Genomic DNA, 15,998 nt, shown 5'->3' with positions numbered 1-15,998 from the left:
CGCGGTGCCCTGCGGAGCCACGCCGCGGGCGGCCCGCATACCCTCCCCGGGAGGATCCCGGCCAGCACGGACACCCGCACACCCCTCCGGAGGAGACATGGTCCAACCCGTTCACACGACAACGGTGGCCGGAGTCACCACCCTGACCCTCGACTCCCCGGCCAACCGCAACGCCCTCTCCGCGGAGCTGGTGGCAGCGACCCGCGCCGCCCTCGCCACCGCCGCCGCGGACCCGGCGGTCCGGGCCCTCGTCCTCACCCACACCGGCAACACCTTCTGCTCCGGCGCCGACCTCAAGTCCCCCAGCGCCCCCGCCGACTTCCTGGCCCTGCTCCGCGAGATCGCCGAGCTGCCCAAGCCCGTGCTCGCCCGCGTCACCGGTCACGTCCGGGCCGGCGGCCTCGGGCTGCTCGGGGTCTGCGACATCGCCGCCGCCGGGCCGAAGTCCTCGTACGCCTTCACCGAGACCCACCTCGGCCTCGCCCCCGCGGTGATCTCCATGCCGCTGCTCCCGCGCCTGGACCCGCGCGCCGCCGCCCGCTACTTCCTCACCGCCGAGGCCTTCGACGCCGCCGAGGCCGCCCGGATCGGGCTGCTCACCCTGCACGCCGAGGACGTGGACGAAGCACTGGAGCCCGTACTCGCCGGCCTGCGCAAGGCCTCCCCGCAAGGCCTGGCCGCGACCAAGGCGCTGACCGCCGCCGCCGTGCGCGAGGCCCTGCACCGCGACGGCGCCCGCCTGACGGAGCTGTCCGGGGAGCTCTTCGCGTCCGCCGAGGCCCGCGAGGGCATCACCGCCCGCTTCGAGCGCCGGGAACCGTCATGGGCACTGTGACCGGCGCGACGGGCGCGGCCGGCCCCAAGCAGGCGCGCAGCCGCGTCACCCGCCGCCACCTCCTGGAGGCGGCCGTGTCCTGTCTGGCGGAACACGGCTGGGCCGGTTCCACCGTCGCCGTCGTCGCCGAACGGGCCGGCGTCTCGCGCGGCGCCGCCCAGCACCACTTCCCGACCCGCGAGGACCTGTTCACCGCGGCCGTCGAGTACGTCGCCGAGGAGCGGTCCACGGCCCTGCGCGACCTGTTCCACGCCGGCCCGGCCGCCCGCCCCGCGGTGGTGGAGGCGCTCGTGGACCTGTACACGGGCACGCTCTTCCGGGCCGCGCTCCAGTTGTGGGTCGCCGCCTCCAACGAGGAGCAACTGCGCCCCCGGGTCACCGAACTGGAGGCCCGGGTCGGCCGGGAGACCCACCGCATCGCCGTGGAGCTGCTGGGCGCCGACGAGTGCGTGCCGGGCGTACGGGAGACCGTGCAGGGCCTTCTCGACATGGCCCGTGGCCTGGGTCTGGCCAACGTCCTCACCGACGACACGGCCCGCCGGGCCCGCGTGGTGGCCCAGTGGTCCCGCATCCTCGACGCCGCCCTGTCCTGAGGCCCCGGCCGGGGAAACGGCAGGGCGCCGCACCCCGGTACCGGGATGCGGCGCCCACAGGGGTCCGTTTACGCGCTCACGCCGTCTCGGCGATGTCCGCGTAGCCCTCGATCTCCTGCGGGTTGCGCCGGCCCGGGCCCGTGTAGCGGGCCGACGGCCGCACCAGGCGGCCCGTGCGCTTCTGCTCCAGGATGTGCGCCGACCAGCCGGCGGTACGGGCGCAGCTGAACATGGAGGTGAACATGTGCGCCGGGACCTCCGCGAAGTCCAGCATGATCGCGGCCCAGAATTCCACGTTCGTGGCGAGCACGCGGTCGGGGCGGCGCGCGTGCAGCTCCTCCAGCGCGGCCTTCTCCAGCGCGGCGGCCACCTCGTAGCGCGGCGCGTCGAGCTCCTTGGCGGTGCGCCGCAGCACGCGGGCGCGCGGGTCCTCGGCGCGGTAGACGCGGTGCCCGAAGCCCATCAGCCGCTCGCCCTTGTCCAGGGCCTTCTTCACGTACGCCACGGCGTCGCCGGTGCGCTCGATCTCCTCGATCATGCCGAGCACGCGGGAGGGCGCGCCGCCGTGCAGCGGCCCGGACATGGCCCCGACGGCGCCGGACAGGGCGGCCGCCACGTCCGCCCCGGTGGAGGCGATGACGCGCGCGGTGAAGGTGGAGGCGTTCATGCCGTGTTCGGCGGCCGAGGTCCAGTACGCGTCGACGGCCTTGACGTGCCGCGGGTCCGGCTCGCCCCGCCAGCGGATCATGAACCGCTCGACCACGGACTCGGCCTTGTCGATCTCCCGCTGCGGCACCATCGGCAGGCCCTGGCCGCGCGCGGACTGGGCGACGTACGACAGCGCCATCACGGCCGCGCGCGCCAGGTCGTCGCGGGCGGTCTGCTCGTCGATGTCCAGCAGCGGCTTCAGTCCCCACACGGGGGCGAGCATCGCGAGCGCGGACTGCACGTCGACGCGGATGTCACCGGAGTGGACCGGGATGGGGAAGGGCTCGGCGGCGGGCAGACCGGGGTTGAAGGCACCGTCGACCAGGAGGCCCCAGACGTTTCCGAAGGAGACGTGCCCGACGAGATCCTCGATGTCGACCCCGCGGTAGCGGAGCGAACCGCCTTCCTTATCCGGTTCGGCGATCTCGGTCTCGAACGCGACGACCCCTTCGAGCCCGGGTACGAAGTCGGACATCAGGCGGCTCCTCAGATAGTGCGAACACGCGCGGCTCCCGGCGTGACTCGCGGTCCGGCGCGGTCATCCCCGTTGATGCCCGGCACGGCCGATGGTCACCCGCGCGGGGACCTTCGGACCGGCCCCAAGATTTTGGCCGCTCCGCCTCGACTGCGGAAGCGTGACATACGGCACACCGCCACCGGCCCGGCTGCGGCAGGATGGCCAGCGTGACCGATCAGGACATTGACCCCGCCACGATGCGCAAGCAGTACCGCTCGGAAATCGTGCTCGAGGAGACCCTCGCCGAGCATCCGATGGACCAGTTCGCCCTGTGGTTCCAGCAGGCCGCCGACTCGCACCTCTTCGAACCGAACGCGATGGTCGTCTCGACGGCCACCCCCGACGGCCGGCCCAGCTCGCGCACGGTGCTGATGAAGCAGTTCGACGGGCGCGGCTTCGTCTTCTTCACCAACTACGCCTCCCGCAAGGGCCGCGAGCTCGACGAGAACCCGCACGTCGCCCTGCTCTTCCCCTGGCACCCCATCTCGCGCCAGGTGATCGTCACCGGCACCGCGGCCCGCATCGGCCGCGACGAGACGGCGGCGTACTTCCGCTCCCGCCCCCACGGCTCCCAGCTGGGCGCCTGGGCGAGCGAGCAGTCCAGCGTGATCGGCTCCCGCGCCGAACTGGACCAGCGCTACGCCGAGCTCGACGCCCGCTACCCGGAGGGCGAGCAGGTCCCGGTCCCGCCGGAATGGGGCGGCCTGCGCGTGGTCCCGGAGGCGGTGGAGTTCTGGCAGGGCCACGAGAACCGCATGCACGACCGGCTGCGCTACGTCCTGGACGAGGGCAAGTGGCGCGTCGAGCGGCTCTGCCCGTAGCCGTGCGGCGCCGTGCGGGAGGGTTCGGCCCGCGGGCCCGCCCGCACGAAGGGCCCCCGGGCGCCGGGAGCGGTGAACGCAGGCGACCCGCGGGCTCTGGGTCTCTCTCCTGCAGTGAGAGAAGCCGGCCGGACGTACCGGCGAGCCCGCGGGTCGGGTGACTGCTTGGGATTGGCGCCGGGCGATCCGCCGGGCACCGCACTGGGTGCGTTGCTGACGACGGGCCCTAGCCCGCAGCCACCTCACGCGTCCGGTTTCCGTACATTGCGGCAACCACCTCCCTTCTCGTGTACGTCCGAGCCTAGGCAGGCGTCGCGGCAGCCACAACTGTTTATTTCCCCGATGCGCCGGGAGAGAGTGGCGTCTGCACGGAGCAAGATCCAAGGGGGAGACATGCTGGAAGTGGTGCAACCGCGCGAGTACCGCAGGGGACCGGGGGACTGGCGTTTTCACGCCGCGATGTTCCTCGGGCTGGGGAGCCTCTGCCTGAAGCTCCAGGACGGGCCGTGGTCCGAAGGGAGCACCCTGCTGCTCACCGGCCTGACCCTGGTCCTCGCCGCACTCTGCGGGTACGGCCTGAGGTCCAGATTCACCACCGTCGACGATCAGGGCATCACCACGGGCACCTGGTGCCGCGTGCGCCGGCTCCCCTGGGACGAGATCCACGACATCCGCATGGTTGCCGCGGCCGAGATCGCCTCCGGACCCCGGACCCTCACGTACGCCTACCGGTCCGACGGCCGGCGCGTCCTGCTGAGGTGCGTGAACGACGACGACCTGCCGGTCCTCGACCTGGAAGTCGCCATCCTCCGGTCCCTCCTGCGGGAGCGGCGGCCGGCCGACTGGGCCCCGGATCCGCGGGCGGAACCGCACATCGCCCGCCAGACGGCGCGGGAAGGTCGTGCGGACCGGATCTTCCTGTGGCTGTCGACGGAGCTGCCGCTCCTCATGGGACTCGTCTTCGTCGGCTTCCTCGTGGTGCTGTGCGTCGCCCACGGCGCCTACTTCTGACCGGATTTCCGGTACCCAATCCGCGGAAAGCAGTGTGGGCTGCGTCACGTTCCAGTTGAATGATCCGACGTGCCGCACACGCGAACACCTGCTGGGGGTGCCAGGTGACTGCTTCCGGACGTAACGAGACCGCAGACGATCTGCTCGCCGCGCTGCTGGACGGGATGGACGCCGCCTTGTGCGCGTTCGACGCCGACGGCGTGATCACCCACTGGAACCGCGAGGCCGAGCGGATCCTGGGCTGGTCCGCGGGCGAGGCCGTGGGACGCAAGGGCTTCGAGGGGTGGGCGGTGCGGGCCGCCGACGCGCACGACGTGCAGGACAGACTCATGGCCGCGCAGCACGTGCCCGGCCGGCAGGTGCACGAGTTCGCGCTGCTCACCAAGGACGGCGGGCGCGTCCTCGTACGGACCCAGTCCGCCGGGGTGCCGGGTGCGGACGGGAAACCCGCCGGGGTGTACTGCGCCTTCAGCGAGGTGCACGCGCAGATCGACCTGGAGCGGTCCATCGCGCTGAGCGAGGCCCTGATGGAGGACGCCTCGTGGGGCGTGGTCCTCGTCGACGTCGACCTGCGGCCCGCCGTGGTCAACGCGCACGCCGCCCGCGCCTTCGGGACCGGCCGCACCGCGCTGCTCGGGCGCCCGCTCGGGGAGCTGCTCACCCAGGGCGTGGAGGAGCTCGAAGGCGCGCTCCAGCACGTGCTCGCCGAGGGGGCGCCGCCCGCGCCGGTGGAGATGTGGGTGTCGGTGCGGACCGCCGAGGGGGTGCGGCGCAGGTGCTGGCGGTGCGGGTTCCTGCGGCTGGCCTCGCCGCTCGCGGAGGAACCGGTGCCGCTGGGCGTCGGCTGGCTGTTCCAGGACGTCACCCAGGCCCGGCAGGAGCAGCTCGACACCGCGCAGCTGCGGTTCCGGTCCCACCAGCTGCACCGTGCGGGCCGGGCCGCCGCCGAGTGCGAGGACCCGGCCGAGGCGGCCGCCGTACGCCTGGACTTCGCCCTGGCCGGCTTCGCCGAGCACGTGCTGCTGGACGTACTGGATCCCGCGGCCGACCCCGAGCGGCGAAGGCTCGTACGGTCCGCCGCGTCCCCACCGGTGCTGCCGGGGCCCGGGTCGATCCCGGTCCGGTATGCGGCCGGGCATCCGGCCCTCCAGGCGCTGGACCGGATCGGCTCGGTGCGCACCTCCGCCCCGCGCGGCGAGGCGGACGCGGAGTGGGCGCGGGCCCGCCAGTGGCCCGAGGGCGCGGCGCACGTGCTGTGCACGGTGCTGCGCAGCCGGGGGCGGACGCTGGGGGCGCTGACGTTCGTGCGCGGGCCCACGCGGGTGGCGTTCGAGCGCGCGGACGCGGAGTACGCGGAGGAGGTCGCGGCCCGGGTGGCCGCCGATCTGGACCTGGCGGCGGGAGGACGCCTGCCGGGCTAGTGGCCGTCCTGCTTCCGGTCCTCGTTCCCGTTCTGGTTCTCGCCGATCTGGGACGGGGAGGGCAGGGACCACAGGTGGTCCGGGGTGACGATCCGCGTGACGGCCCGGCCGATCGTGGTGCTGTACGAGCCGCCGCGGTCGACGTCGGAGTTGACGATGACGACCAGCGTGGCCTTCTCCTGCGGCAGTTGGGCCGCGATGGTCTCGTAGCCGGGCAGCTCGCCGTTGTGCCCGAGCCAGCCGTTGACGTCGGCGATGCCGAGGCCGTACGAGATCCCGGGCACGCCCACCGGCCCGGTGCGCAGCCGCTGCGCCTGCGTGGCGGGGGTCAGCAGCCGGCCGTCCGCCAGGGCCGGGGCCCAGGTGTGCAGGTCGGCGAGGTCGGAGACGACGGCTCCGGCGGCCCAGGCCCAGGAGGGGTTCCAGGTGGTGGCGTCGGTGACGGCGCCGCCGGGGGTGAAGGCCGTGTAGCCCTGCGCGTGCGGTTCGGGCAGGGCCGCGCCGGTGGGCAGGGAGGTGCTGGTCAGCTTCAGCGGCCCGAACACGTGCTGTTGCAGGAAGGCGTGCAGCGGCTGCCCGCCGATCTTCTCGATGACCAGGCCGAGCAGCACGGTGTTGGTGTTGCTGTACTCCCACTTCGCGCCGGGGGCGAAGTTCGCCGGGTGGGCGAAGGCGTAGTCGAGGAGCTGCTGCGGGGTGTAGGAGCGGTGCGGGTCGGTGCGCAGGGAGTCGAGGAACTTCGGGTCGCTGGTGTAGTCGTACAGGCCGCTGCGCATGGCGGCGAGCTGGCGGAGGGTGATCTTCTCGCCGCCGGGGACCCCGTCCAGGTACGTCGAGACGGGGGCGTCGAGCCGGATGCGCCCCTGGTCGACCAGCTGGAGCAGGGCGGTGACGGTGAAGGTCTTGGTCACGCTGCCGACGCGCGTGTGGAGGTCGGTCTTCATGGGCGTGCCGGATGCCGTGTCGGCCATGCCGAAGGACTTCACGTAGTCGCCGCGCCCGGGCATCCACAGGCCGACGATCAAGCCGGGTATGCCGTCCTTCTCCATCGCCGCGGTGATGGCGGCGTCGAGCCGGGCGACGGTGGCGGGGTCGAGGTCCTGGCTCACGGGGCCCCGGGTGACGGCGACGGCGGTGGGCGCCGCCCCGGCGGGCGGGGCGGCGCCCACGCCCGTCACGAGGAGCAGGAGGGCCGCCGCTCCGGCCTGCAGGGCCCGGCGCGCGGCGTGCGGGATGTGCGGGACGTGTGGGGCGGGGGTGGCGGGAGCGGCGGGGGTGGCGGACATGCCCGGTCACCTCTGATGCGCGGGGCCCCGAGTTCCGTATCCGTCCATCGTAGGAACGGGGTGCGGGCGCGGCGACCGCTACCCGGAACGCCCGGTCAGTGCCGGCCAGGCCGATCAGTGCCGGAAGAAGATCCGGTCGCCGTACTCCTGCATCACGCGGCCGTTCCACTCGTGGCCGCCGTCGACGTTGCCCGAGCGCAGCAGCGGGGGCTCCACCCCGCGGGCGGCGAGCTCGCCGGCCGCGGCCGCCATGACCGCCTGCATGATCGCGCTGGTCACGACGGTGGAGGCGGGGGCGAAGGGCGCGTCGATGCCGTCGATGCTCAGCTCGGCGTCCCCGACCGCGATCTTGCTGTCGAGGACGACGTCGCAGTGGTCCTTGAGGAAGCTGCCGGAGACGTGCCGCGATTTGGTCTCGGTGGCGTACGCCACCGAGGTCACGCCGATGACCTTGAGGCCGATGGCGCGGGCGTTCATGGCCATCTCGACGGGCAGGGCGTTGCGCCCGGAGAGGGAGATGATCACGAGGACGTCGCCGTCGGAGGCGGGGCTGCTGTCCAGGACGGCGCCGGCGAGCCCGTCGACCCGTTCCAGGGCGCTGCCCAGGGTCGCGGGCATGACGTCGATGCCGACCGTGCCGGGGACGGCGAGGAAGTTCATCAGGGCCATGCCGCCGGCCCGGTAGACCACGTCCTGGGCGGGCAGCGAGGAGTGCCCGGCGCCGAAGGCGAAGAGCCGCTTGCCACCGGCGACGGCGTCGGCGATGAGGGAGCCGGCCTCCGCGATGTGCGGGGCCTCCTCGTCCCGCACCCGCTCCAGCAGACCGATGGCGGCGTCGAAGAACTGACCGGCCAGCTTGCTCTCGCTCATACGACGATGGCCCTTCCGGAGGTGGGGGGTGCGTCCGTGTCCGCCGCTCACCGTGCGGTCTGGACCAAGGGCGTGTCAATACGGGCGCCACGAGATGTCCGGGACCGGTCTTGACCGTCGGCACGGGACGGTTGTCGGCCCGATGCGTCAGAATTGGGGGCAGGGCCAGCGCACGCAATCCGAGGGGCACGAATGTCCGGACTGATCGATACCACGGAGATGTATCTCCGCACCATCCTCGAGCTGGAAGAGGAAGGCGTGGTCCCCATGCGCGCCCGCATCGCCGAGCGGCTCGACCAGAGCGGCCCGACGGTGAGCCAGACGGTGGCGCGCATGGAGCGCGACGGCCTGGTGGCCGTCGCGAGCGACCGCCACCTGGAGCTGACGGAGGAGGGGCGGCGGCTGGCGACGCGCGTGATGCGCAAGCACCGGCTCGCGGAGTGCCTGCTCGTCGACGTCATCGGCCTGGAGTGGGAGCAGGTGCACGCCGAGGCCTGCCGCTGGGAGCACGTGATGAGCGAGGCGGTGGAGCGGCGGGTGCTGGAGCTGCTGCGCCACCCGACCGAGTCGCCGTACGGGAACCCGATCCCGGGGCTGGAGGAGCTGGGCGAGAAGGCGGAGGCGGACCCGTTCCTGGAGGACGGCATGGTCAGCCTGTCCGAGCTCGACCCGGGCACGGAGGGCAAGACCGTGGTCGTACGCCGGATCGGCGAGCCGATCCAGACGGACGCCCAGCTGATGTACACGCTCCGGCGGGCGGGCGTACAGCCCGGCTCGGTGGTGAGCGTGACGGAGTCCCCGGGCGGGGTGCTGGTCGGCAGTGGTGGCGAGGCCGCCGAGCTGGACGCGGAGGTCGCTTCCCACGTCTTCGTGGCGAAGCGCTGACCTCGACGCCCCGGACGGCTTCCGCGGCCTCGACCTCGGCTTCGGCGCAGGTGGTCATGCGCGCCGGTGTCGATTCGTTGCCGGCGTCGGCTCGATTCGTTGGACTGGTGGGAAGTGGGCGGTCCCGGCGCCTTGCGGCGCCGGGACCGGTCCTCCCCTTGTGACCCGGAGCCCCGAGCTCTCAAGGTCTCCCCTTCGGACCGTCTTCCCCGAGCGGCCCGCCTCCCTGTTGAAAGGATCTCCATCGGCAGCGGCGGCCAATCCTTGAGCAAGGTCACTCGAAAGAGCGGTGTTGTAGGCGAGAACCCGGTTTTCGAATGCGGGTTCGATAGTCTGGCGGGGAGCGAAGGGGGTGCATCTGCGGTGGTACAGCGCGTTGATGTGACAGGGGCCGGAGGCGTCCGCCTGGCCGCCTGGGAATTCCGCGAAGCGGCCGCCGAGGCCGACCCCCGCCCCGGGGTGCTCTTACTACACGGTCTGATGGGCCGCGCCTTCCACTGGTCCGGCACCGCCCGCTGGCTCCGCGAGAGCCGCCGCGTCGTGGCCCTGGACCAGCGGGGACACGGCCAGAGCGACCGCCCGCCCGGAGGCCCCGACGTCCACACCTCCTTCGGGCGCGAGGCGTTCGTGGCCGATGCCGAGGCCGCCGTCGAGCAGCTCGGCCTCGCCCCCGTCACCCTGATCGGCCACTCCATGGGCGCCCTCACCGCCTGGCAGCTCGCGGCCCGCCGCCCGGACCTGGTCGAAGCCCTGGTCATCTGCGACATGCGCGCCTCGGCCCTCGGCGCGGCCTCCCAGCAGGAATGGGAGGACTGGTTCCACCGCTGGCCCCTGCCCTTCCCCACCCAGGACGCGGCCCGCCGCTGGTTCGGCGAGGACGATCCCAGGGTGGAGCGCCCCGACCCCGGCCGCGGGGCCTTCTTCGCCGAGGTCATGCACGAGGCCCCGGACGGCTGGCGCCCGCTCTTCTCCCGCCGCGAGATGCTCACGGCCCGCGAGACCTGGGTCCACGACGCCCACTGGGAGGAGCTGGCCAAGGTCCGCTGCCCGACGCTGGTGGTCCGCGGCCTCGACGGAGAGCTGGGCCGGGCGGAGGCCCAGGAGATGGTCCGCGTCCTCCCCGCCGGGCAGTACGCGGAGATCCCCGACGCCGGCCACTACCTCCACTACGACCAACCGACGGCCTGGCGCGCGGCCCTGCAGCCCTTCCTGGACGGGATCAAGGCCGAGGCCTAGTGCCGAGGCCTGGCGACGGGCCCGGCAGGGCGTGTCGGGGCAGTTGCCAGGGGGCACAGGGGGCGTGTCAGCGGGGTGTGCGGGGCCTGTCAGGGGGCGGCGCCATGGTGGCGACGTCACCAGGGCAGGCCCCCCCAGAAACGAGGACCCCCGATGAACGCCGTCGCCGCCCTGCAGCTCCTGATCGCCCTCGCCTTCCTGAGCATCCCGCTCGTCCGCAGCCGCTACGGGGCCCGCGCCCAGGCCGCCGTCGAGGCCGAGCTGGGCCGCCAGGGAGTGCGCACCACGGTCATGGCCGAGAACGGCATGCGCCTCGATGCCGGCGGCCACGAGACCTGGGCCCCCGTCGGGATCGCCGTCTCGCTGGCCGTGCCGGCCGCGCTCTCCCTCACCGGGAACTCCTGGGGCGAGACGCTCTCCTGTGGCGTCCAGCCGCTGGTCATCCTCGTGAACTGCGTGATCCTCTACTCGAACCTGACCGTCGAGCCGTCCGTCACCGCCGCCTTCGCGAAGAGCGATGACGCCGAACTGCGGCGCATAGACGTCACGTCCATGCTCGCCGCCGCCGAAAGGGGCTTCCCCCGCTGGGTTCCCGCCGCGCGGCGCCCGACCCGCGGACGCGGAAAGGGCCGGCCTCCACCCCCTCTCGGGAGCGGAGGCCGGCCCTTTCGCCGTTCTCAGCCCTTGCTGACCGCCTGCAGGATCTCCGGCAGCTTGCGCGCCACCGTCGGGGCCGCCAGCCGCAGGCCCGCCCACGTGGCCAGCGCGCCCCAGGCCACGCCCAGGGGGAGCACGATCCAGGAGACGTCCTGGTGGTCGGCCACGTTGAGCCAGATCGTCAGGACGATCACCGGGGCGCAGATCACCGCCGAGGCGAGCATCCCGCCGAAGATGCCCGACCAGGCCAGCCCGGCCTGACCCGGAACGACGTTCTTGAAGGCGCCGTCCGTCGGGATGGAGTACGCGAAGCGGGCCGAGGCCAGCGCCCCCGTGCAGAGCATCGAGCCGAGCAGGGCCAGGGCCACGCCCGCGGCCGCCGGAAGGGCGCTCCAGTTGCCGACCAGCGCGGCCGTGAGCACGGTGACGAGGACCGTGTACGGGACCGTGACGAGGGCGAGCGCGGCGGCGCGGGCGCGCAGTTCCACGTACGCGTCGCGCGTGCCGGAAATGGTCTGCGCGACCATCCAGAACGCCGAGGTGTCCTGCCCGAACTGGTTGTACATCTGCATGCCCAGCATGCCCGCGCCGAAGGTGGCGAGGTAGACGGACCCGGTGCCCTGGAGGGCGTTGAAGACCGGGACGATCAGGCCGATCGCCAGCGCGGTCACCCAGGCGGCCTTGGTCTTCGGGTCGCGGAGGACGTAGCGCAGGGTGCGCTGCATGGCCGCGCCCGTCCGGCCGGCGGGCAGCAGCGACCAGAAGCCGCCCGCGCCCCGCTCCTTCGTCGGCCGGGCGGCCGCGATGGTCGAACCGTCCGGCGTGACCATCAGCCCGGTCAGGCTCCGCTCCCAGAACCACAGGAGGCCGGCCAGGGCGGCCAGGGTCAGGGCCAGCTGGGCCGCCGCCACCCCGTACGCGCCCTCGCTCACCGAGTCCACCATGCCGACGGCGGTCGCCGGCGGCAGCCACCGCACCACCGCCTCGGCGGGCTCCAGCGTCGACAGGCCGCCCGCCTGGAACAGGCGCTGGCTGCCGAAGTTGACCAGCTGCCCGCCCACCGCGATCAGCAGGCCGCTGAGCAGGGCCAGGTCACGCCCCTTGCGGCTGGTCAGCAGCCGTACGTTGGCCGTGGCCACCGCCCGTGCGAGGGCCACGCAGCCGAGCAGCAGGAGCGGCGCGGCCACCACCGCGGCCACGGCCCCGGCGGCGCCGCGCGCGACGGCGATCACCGAGCCGGCCGCGAGGCACAGCGTGAACAGCGGCCCGATGCCGACCAGTGAGGACGCGAACAGGGCCCGTACGAGGGGACGCGGGCGCAGCGGCAGCATGACGAGCCGACTGGGGTCGAGCGTCTCGTCCCCGGTGGGGAAGAACAGCGGCATGAACGCCCAGGCGAGCGCCAGGATCCCGGCCAGCAGGACGACGACGGTGCCCGCGTGGGCGTTCCCGTGCAGCAGGGCCAGGCCGAGCGTCAGGAAGAAGCCGACGAGCAGGGCGAAGGCCAGCGTCGAGAAGTAGGCGGCCTTGCGCTTGGAGGAGCCCTTCAGGCCGTTGCGCAGCAGCGACAGCTTCAGGCGGATGAAGATCGGGGTCAGCGGGACCGCTGCGACGGAGGTGGCGGAAGCGGCTGCCGGGGCGAAAGCGCCGGCAGCGGCAGCAGCGGCAGCAGTGGTACCGGTGGCACCCGTGGCCGGGGTGGCGGGCGAGGCGGGCGAGGTCATCGCGCGACCGTCCCGGAGCCGCCGCCGAGCCACTCCAGCGCGTCCCCGGCCGCGTCGCGCCCCTGCGCGCCGACCAGTTCGAGGAAGGCCGCCTGGAGGGAGGGCGCGGAGCCCCGTACGTCGGCCAGCGGGCCCGCGGCGCGGATCCGGCCGGCGGCCATCACGGCCACCCAGTCGCACAGCGACTCGACGAGCTCCATCACGTGGGAGGAGAAGACGACCGTGGCCCCGGACGCGGTGTAACGTTCCAGCACCCCGCGGATGGTCTGCGCCGACACCGGGTCGACGCCCTCGAACGGCTCGTCCAGGAACAGCACTTCGGGGTTGTGCAGCAGCGCGGCCGCCAGGCCGATCTTCTTCCGCATGCCCGTCGAGTAGTCCACGACCAGCTTGTGCTGCGAGCCCGCGAGGTCGAGGACGTCCAGCAGCTGCGTCGCCCGCTTGTCGGTCTCCTCGCCCGGCAGCCCGCGCATGCGGCCCATGTAGCCGAGCAGCTCGCGCCCCGACAGCCGCTCGAAGAGCCGCAGTCCCTCGGGCAGCACCCCGATCCGCGCCTTGACCTCCGTCGGGTCCGCCCACACGTCGTGCCCCGCGACGAAGACCCGCCCCATGTCCGGGCGCAGCAGCCCGGTCACCATCGACAGCGTGGTCGTCTTGCCCGCGCCGTTCGGGCCCACCAGACCGATGAACTGGCCCGCGGGCAGCTCCAGATCGATCCCGGCGACGGCCACCTGCTCGCCGAAGCGCTTCCACAGACCTTCCACCCGCACGGCGGACGGCGCGGTTCCCGCGCCACCCGTCCCGTACGTCCCACCCGTCGCATCGCCCTGGTCCGGCATGCGCCTGCCTCTCTAGCGTCCCCGTTGGTCGTTCCTTCCTCACCATAGGAGGAGGGGGAGAGGTCGGAGCAGTTACTTATGTCATGACTTTCCGATCATGAACTTCACGTCAGGCCTGGCGCCGCTTGCGGTCCGCCGCGGCCTCGCTCCCGCACGCGTACGCCAGCGCGTCGATCAGCTCCTCCGTGTCCGGCAGCCACCGGTTCGCCGGAGTGGGCCGCCGCGCCCACTGGACCGCGCCCCGGCCGCCGAAACGGGTGGGCGGCGCGGCCACGTACTCGCCCTCGCCGCGCGCCACCAGGTCGAGGCCGGTCGGCGACCAGCCCAGCTTCCGTACGAGGTCGGCGACCTTGACGCCGGCGCCCGGCAGGACGAAGAACAGCATCCGGTGGTCGGGCGTGAGGGTGACCGGTCCGAGCGTGCGCTGCATCCGCTCCAGCCGTGCCAGCGCCAGGAAGCCGGCCGACTCCGGCACGTCCAGCGCGTCGAACGTCCGGCCCGTCGGCAGCAGGATCGAGGCCTCCGGGTGCTTCGCCCAGACCCGCCGGACCTGGACCGCGCTGCCCGTGGCCTGGGCCGCCCAGTCCTTCACCGCCGGGTGTGCGCCGGGCGCGGGGCAGTCCGCCGCTCCGCAGGAGCACAGCTCCCGGCCGTCGCCGGGCTCCAGCCAGGTGCCGGCGAAGACGTCCCAGTGCCGTTCTTCCGCGTACCGCACGGCATGGTCCAGCAGCAGTTCGCCGCGCTGCTTGGGGATGGGTGCGGTCTCCGTGACTCCGATGGTCTCTTCCACGCCCATCACAACTCCCCGGGTCACCCGGGGTTACGGGCGTAAACCAGCGGGTGGACGGAGCATCGATCCTGCATACGGGGCGCACTGATGCACGCGTGGGGGCGCGTAGGAGGCCGGGGCGCTGGAGTTGGGTAGCGACACGACGCAGAGCGGAAGATTCTCCGCACATCAGGCGGGAAGTGATCATTCCAACGGATCACCCGCGGTCAGCAGGGGGTTTTCATGGCAGCCAGGCCTCTCGTCGCCCGCCAGCCGAACGAACGGCTGCAGGCGCTCATCCAGGAAGCCGGGTGCTCCAATGCCGGGCTCGCCCGGCGCGTGAACATGTGCGGGGCGGAACACGGCCTCGATCTCCGCTACGACAAGACCTCCGTGGCCCGCTGGCTGCGCGGCCAGCAGCCGCGCGGCCGGGCACCCGGGATCATCGCCGAGGCGATCGGGCGCAAGCTCGGCCGGACCGTCACCATCGACGAGATCGGCATGGCCAACGGCAAGAACCTCGCCTCCGGCGTCGGCCTGCAGTTCTCGCCGACCGTCATCGGCGCGATCGAGCAGGTCTGCGAGCTGTGGCGCAGCGACGTCGGCCGCCGCGACTTCCTGGCGGGTTCGAGCGTGGCGGCCTCCGCGCTCGTCGAGCCGAGCCGCGACTGGCTGATCACCGGGGCCGACACCCAGGTGGCCCGCAGCGGCGGCTCGCGGGTCGGCATGCCGGACGTCGAGGCGGTACGGGCCACCACCGAGGCGCTCAAGGACCTCGACCACCGCTTCGGCAGCGGGCACGTCCGGCCGGTGGTCGTGCACTACCTCAACTCGGTGGTGTCCGGGCTGATCGGCGGCTCGTACCGGGAGCCGGTGGGGCGGGCGCTGTTCGCCGCCGTCGCCCGGCTGACGGAGCTGGCGGGCTACATGGCCGTGGACACCGGCCAGCCGGGCCTGGCGCAGCGGTACTACATCCAGGCGCTGCGGCTGGCCCAGGCGGCCGGCGACCGGGCGTACGGCGGTTACGTGCTGGCCGCGTCCATGAGCCACCTCGCCGCCGAACTGGGCAACCCGCGGGAGATCGCGCAGCTGGCGCGGGCCGCCCAGGAGGGCACGCGGGGACAGGTCACCCCGCGCGTCGAGGCCATGTTCTACGCCGCCGAGGCGCGCGGGCACGCGCTGCTGGGCGACACCCGGGCCACGGCGGTGCTGTCGGCGCGGGCGGTCAGCGCCCTGGAGCGGGCGGAGCCGGAGTCGGGCGACGACCCGGTGTGGATCCGCCACTTCGACGAGGCCTACCTCGCGGACGAGCTGGCGCACTGCCACCGGGACCTGGGCCAGGCCGACGCGGCGGGCAAGCGGGCGGAGGAGGCGCTGCGGGGCCTGCCGGCGGGCAAGGCGCGCCGCCGGGCCATCGGGCTGCTGCTGCTGGCGGCTGCGCAGGTCCAGCAGCGCGAGGTGGAACAGGCCTGCCAGACCGCCACGAAGGCGGCGGAACTGCTGGAGGGGCTGCGGTCGAACCGGGGGGCGGAGTACCTGGAGGACTTCCGGACGCGGCTGGAGCCGTACCGGGAGGAGCCGGCGGTACGGGAGTTCGGGGCCCGCCTCGAAGCCAGGGTCGCCTGACGCTCCGGCGAAGCAGCCCTCCTCCGCCGCGCCGCCCAGTTCGGCTGCGCCGCCACCTTCGGCTGCGCCGCGCAAAATCAGCCTCGTCTGGGGGCACCTCCCAGCGGTAGCTGGGGGAGTTTGAGGCGCGGGGGCTCGGGGGCGGAGCCCCCGCAACGGGCCCGCGGCCGGCCCACGGTCCGGTCACAGATCGGGGCTCC

At 73.3% G+C, this 15,998-nt stretch carries 14 protein-coding genes; 8 read left to right on the top strand and 6 right to left on the bottom strand.

The window, feature by feature from the left end; all coding sequences use genetic code 11:
* Positions 1–97 precede the first annotated feature (97 nt).
* Entirely contained in the window at positions 98–835 is a 738-nt protein-coding gene (locus AB0D29_RS32725) for an enoyl-CoA hydratase family protein (RefSeq protein WP_362859206.1), read from the top strand.
* Positions 823–1,428, top strand: a complete 606-nt coding sequence (locus AB0D29_RS32720) for a TetR/AcrR family transcriptional regulator (RefSeq protein WP_362859204.1) — start codon at positions 823–825, stop codon at positions 1,426–1,428. The genes AB0D29_RS32725 and AB0D29_RS32720 overlap by 13 nt, the downstream gene beginning before the upstream one ends.
* Before the next feature lie 76 nt (positions 1,429–1,504).
* Here AB0D29_RS32720 and AB0D29_RS32715 read toward each other — a convergent pair whose 3' ends face one another.
* Positions 1,505–2,611, bottom strand: coding sequence for a citrate synthase 2 (locus tag AB0D29_RS32715; protein WP_030390669.1), 1,107 nt, complete (start codon positions 2,609–2,611; stop codon positions 1,505–1,507).
* 200 nt (positions 2,612–2,811) lie between these two features.
* Between AB0D29_RS32715 and pdxH the strand changes: the two genes are divergently transcribed.
* The 3 genes from pdxH to AB0D29_RS32700 all read left to right on the top strand — a co-directional run bounded on the left by pdxH (position 2,812) and on the right by AB0D29_RS32700 (position 5,906).
* The gene (gene pdxH / locus AB0D29_RS32710; RefSeq protein ID WP_362859202.1) at positions 2,812–3,474 is read left to right on the top strand and encodes a pyridoxamine 5'-phosphate oxidase; all 663 of its coding nucleotides are present in this window, start codon (positions 2,812–2,814) and stop codon (positions 3,472–3,474) included.
* A gap of 393 nt (positions 3,475–3,867) precedes the next feature.
* Complete coding sequence (locus tag AB0D29_RS32705) at positions 3,868–4,485, top strand: PH domain-containing protein (protein WP_362859200.1); 618 nt, start codon at positions 3,868–3,870, stop codon at positions 4,483–4,485.
* Positions 4,486–4,589: 104 nt separating this feature from the next.
* On the top strand, positions 4,590–5,906 hold the full coding sequence (locus AB0D29_RS32700) for a PAS domain-containing protein (RefSeq protein ID WP_362859198.1): 1,317 nt from the start codon (positions 4,590–4,592) through the stop codon (positions 5,904–5,906).
* Here the strand turns inward: AB0D29_RS32700 and AB0D29_RS32695 are convergent.
* Together AB0D29_RS32695 and AB0D29_RS32690 are read right to left on the bottom strand one after the other, a co-directional pair.
* Complete coding sequence (locus tag AB0D29_RS32695; protein WP_362859196.1) at positions 5,903–7,192, bottom strand: serine hydrolase domain-containing protein; 1,290 nt, start codon at positions 7,190–7,192, stop codon at positions 5,903–5,905. The genes AB0D29_RS32700 and AB0D29_RS32695 overlap by 4 nt on opposite strands.
* Positions 7,193–7,306: 114 nt before the next feature.
* Positions 7,307–8,062 carry an SIS domain-containing protein gene (locus tag AB0D29_RS32690; protein WP_362859194.1) on the bottom strand — a complete coding sequence of 252 codons (756 nt, stop codon included), beginning with the start codon at positions 8,060–8,062 and terminating at the stop codon, positions 7,307–7,309.
* Positions 8,063–8,254: 192 nt separating this feature from the next.
* Here AB0D29_RS32690 and AB0D29_RS32685 point away from each other — a divergent pair, with 192 nt between their 5' ends.
* Both AB0D29_RS32685 and AB0D29_RS32680 read left to right on the top strand, forming a co-directional pair.
* Positions 8,255–8,947 (top strand): metal-dependent transcriptional regulator, encoded by a 693-nt coding sequence (locus tag AB0D29_RS32685; RefSeq protein ID WP_030706734.1) that lies wholly within the window; start codon positions 8,255–8,257, stop codon positions 8,945–8,947.
* 363 nt (positions 8,948–9,310) lie between these two features.
* On the top strand, positions 9,311–10,183 hold the full coding sequence (locus AB0D29_RS32680; protein ID WP_362859192.1) for an alpha/beta hydrolase: 873 nt from the start codon (positions 9,311–9,313) through the stop codon (positions 10,181–10,183).
* Positions 10,184–10,860: 677 nt separating this feature from the next.
* Here AB0D29_RS32680 and AB0D29_RS32675 read toward each other — a convergent pair.
* The 3 genes from AB0D29_RS32675 to AB0D29_RS32665 all read right to left on the bottom strand — a co-directional run bounded on the left by AB0D29_RS32675 (position 10,861) and on the right by AB0D29_RS32665 (position 14,199).
* Positions 10,861–12,564 (bottom strand): transporter, encoded by a 1,704-nt coding sequence (locus AB0D29_RS32675; RefSeq protein ID WP_362859190.1) that lies wholly within the window; start codon positions 12,562–12,564, stop codon positions 10,861–10,863.
* Positions 12,561–13,403: an ABC transporter ATP-binding protein gene (locus AB0D29_RS32670; RefSeq protein WP_362859188.1), complete on the bottom strand. Its 843-nt coding sequence runs from the start codon at positions 13,401–13,403 to the stop codon at positions 12,561–12,563. The genes AB0D29_RS32675 and AB0D29_RS32670 overlap by 4 nt, the downstream gene beginning before the upstream one ends.
* Positions 13,404–13,512: 109 nt before the next feature.
* Entirely contained in the window at positions 13,513–14,199 is a 687-nt protein-coding gene (locus tag AB0D29_RS32665) for a bifunctional DNA primase/polymerase (RefSeq protein WP_362859186.1), read from the bottom strand.
* 216 nt (positions 14,200–14,415) lie between these two features.
* On the opposite strand from AB0D29_RS32665, the gene AB0D29_RS32660 reads away from it, so the two are divergent.
* A complete protein-coding gene (locus tag AB0D29_RS32660; protein WP_362859185.1) occupies positions 14,416–15,798 on the top strand; it encodes a transcriptional regulator in 1,383 nt (460 codons plus the stop codon).
* The last annotated feature ends 200 nt before the right edge of the window (positions 15,799–15,998 follow it).

It is taken from the genome of Streptomyces sp. NPDC048424 (assembly GCF_040651555.1).
Lineage (GTDB): Bacteria > Actinomycetota > Actinomycetes > Streptomycetales > Streptomycetaceae > Streptomyces.
The sequence above is the reverse complement of the archived record's forward strand: the minus strand, read 5'-3'. Positions and strand labels throughout refer to the sequence as shown.

What these genes read in the sequence shown, in the direction of transcription:
- AB0D29_RS32685 (WP_030706734.1), top strand. Translation starts at nt 8,255, where the DNA reads ATGTCCGGACTGATCGATACCACGGAGATGTATCTCCGCACCATCCTC.
- AB0D29_RS32705 (WP_362859200.1), top strand. Translation starts at nt 3,868, where the DNA reads ATGCTGGAAGTGGTGCAACCGCGCGAGTACCGCAGGGGACCGGGGGAC.
- AB0D29_RS32715 (WP_030390669.1), bottom strand. Translation starts at nt 2,611, where the DNA reads ATGTCCGACTTCGTACCCGGGCTCGAAGGGGTCGTCGCGTTCGAGACC.
- AB0D29_RS32690 (WP_362859194.1), bottom strand. Translation starts at nt 8,062, where the DNA reads ATGAGCGAGAGCAAGCTGGCCGGTCAGTTCTTCGACGCCGCCATCGGT.
- AB0D29_RS32670 (WP_362859188.1), bottom strand. Translation starts at nt 13,403, where the DNA reads ATGCCGGACCAGGGCGATGCGACGGGTGGGACGTACGGGACGGGTGGC.
- AB0D29_RS32675 (WP_362859190.1), bottom strand. Translation starts at nt 12,564, where the DNA reads ATGACCTCGCCCGCCTCGCCCGCCACCCCGGCCACGGGTGCCACCGGT.
- AB0D29_RS32665 (WP_362859186.1), bottom strand. Translation starts at nt 14,199, where the DNA reads ATGGGCGTGGAAGAGACCATCGGAGTCACGGAGACCGCACCCATCCCC.
- pdxH (WP_362859202.1), top strand. Translation starts at nt 2,812, where the DNA reads ATGGCCAGCGTGACCGATCAGGACATTGACCCCGCCACGATGCGCAAG.
- AB0D29_RS32720 (WP_362859204.1), top strand. Translation starts at nt 823, where the DNA reads ATGGGCACTGTGACCGGCGCGACGGGCGCGGCCGGCCCCAAGCAGGCG.
- AB0D29_RS32725 (WP_362859206.1), top strand. Translation starts at nt 98, where the DNA reads ATGGTCCAACCCGTTCACACGACAACGGTGGCCGGAGTCACCACCCTG.
- AB0D29_RS32660 (WP_362859185.1), top strand. Translation starts at nt 14,416, where the DNA reads ATGGCAGCCAGGCCTCTCGTCGCCCGCCAGCCGAACGAACGGCTGCAG.
- AB0D29_RS32695 (WP_362859196.1), bottom strand. Translation starts at nt 7,192, where the DNA reads ATGTCCGCCACCCCCGCCGCTCCCGCCACCCCCGCCCCACACGTCCCG.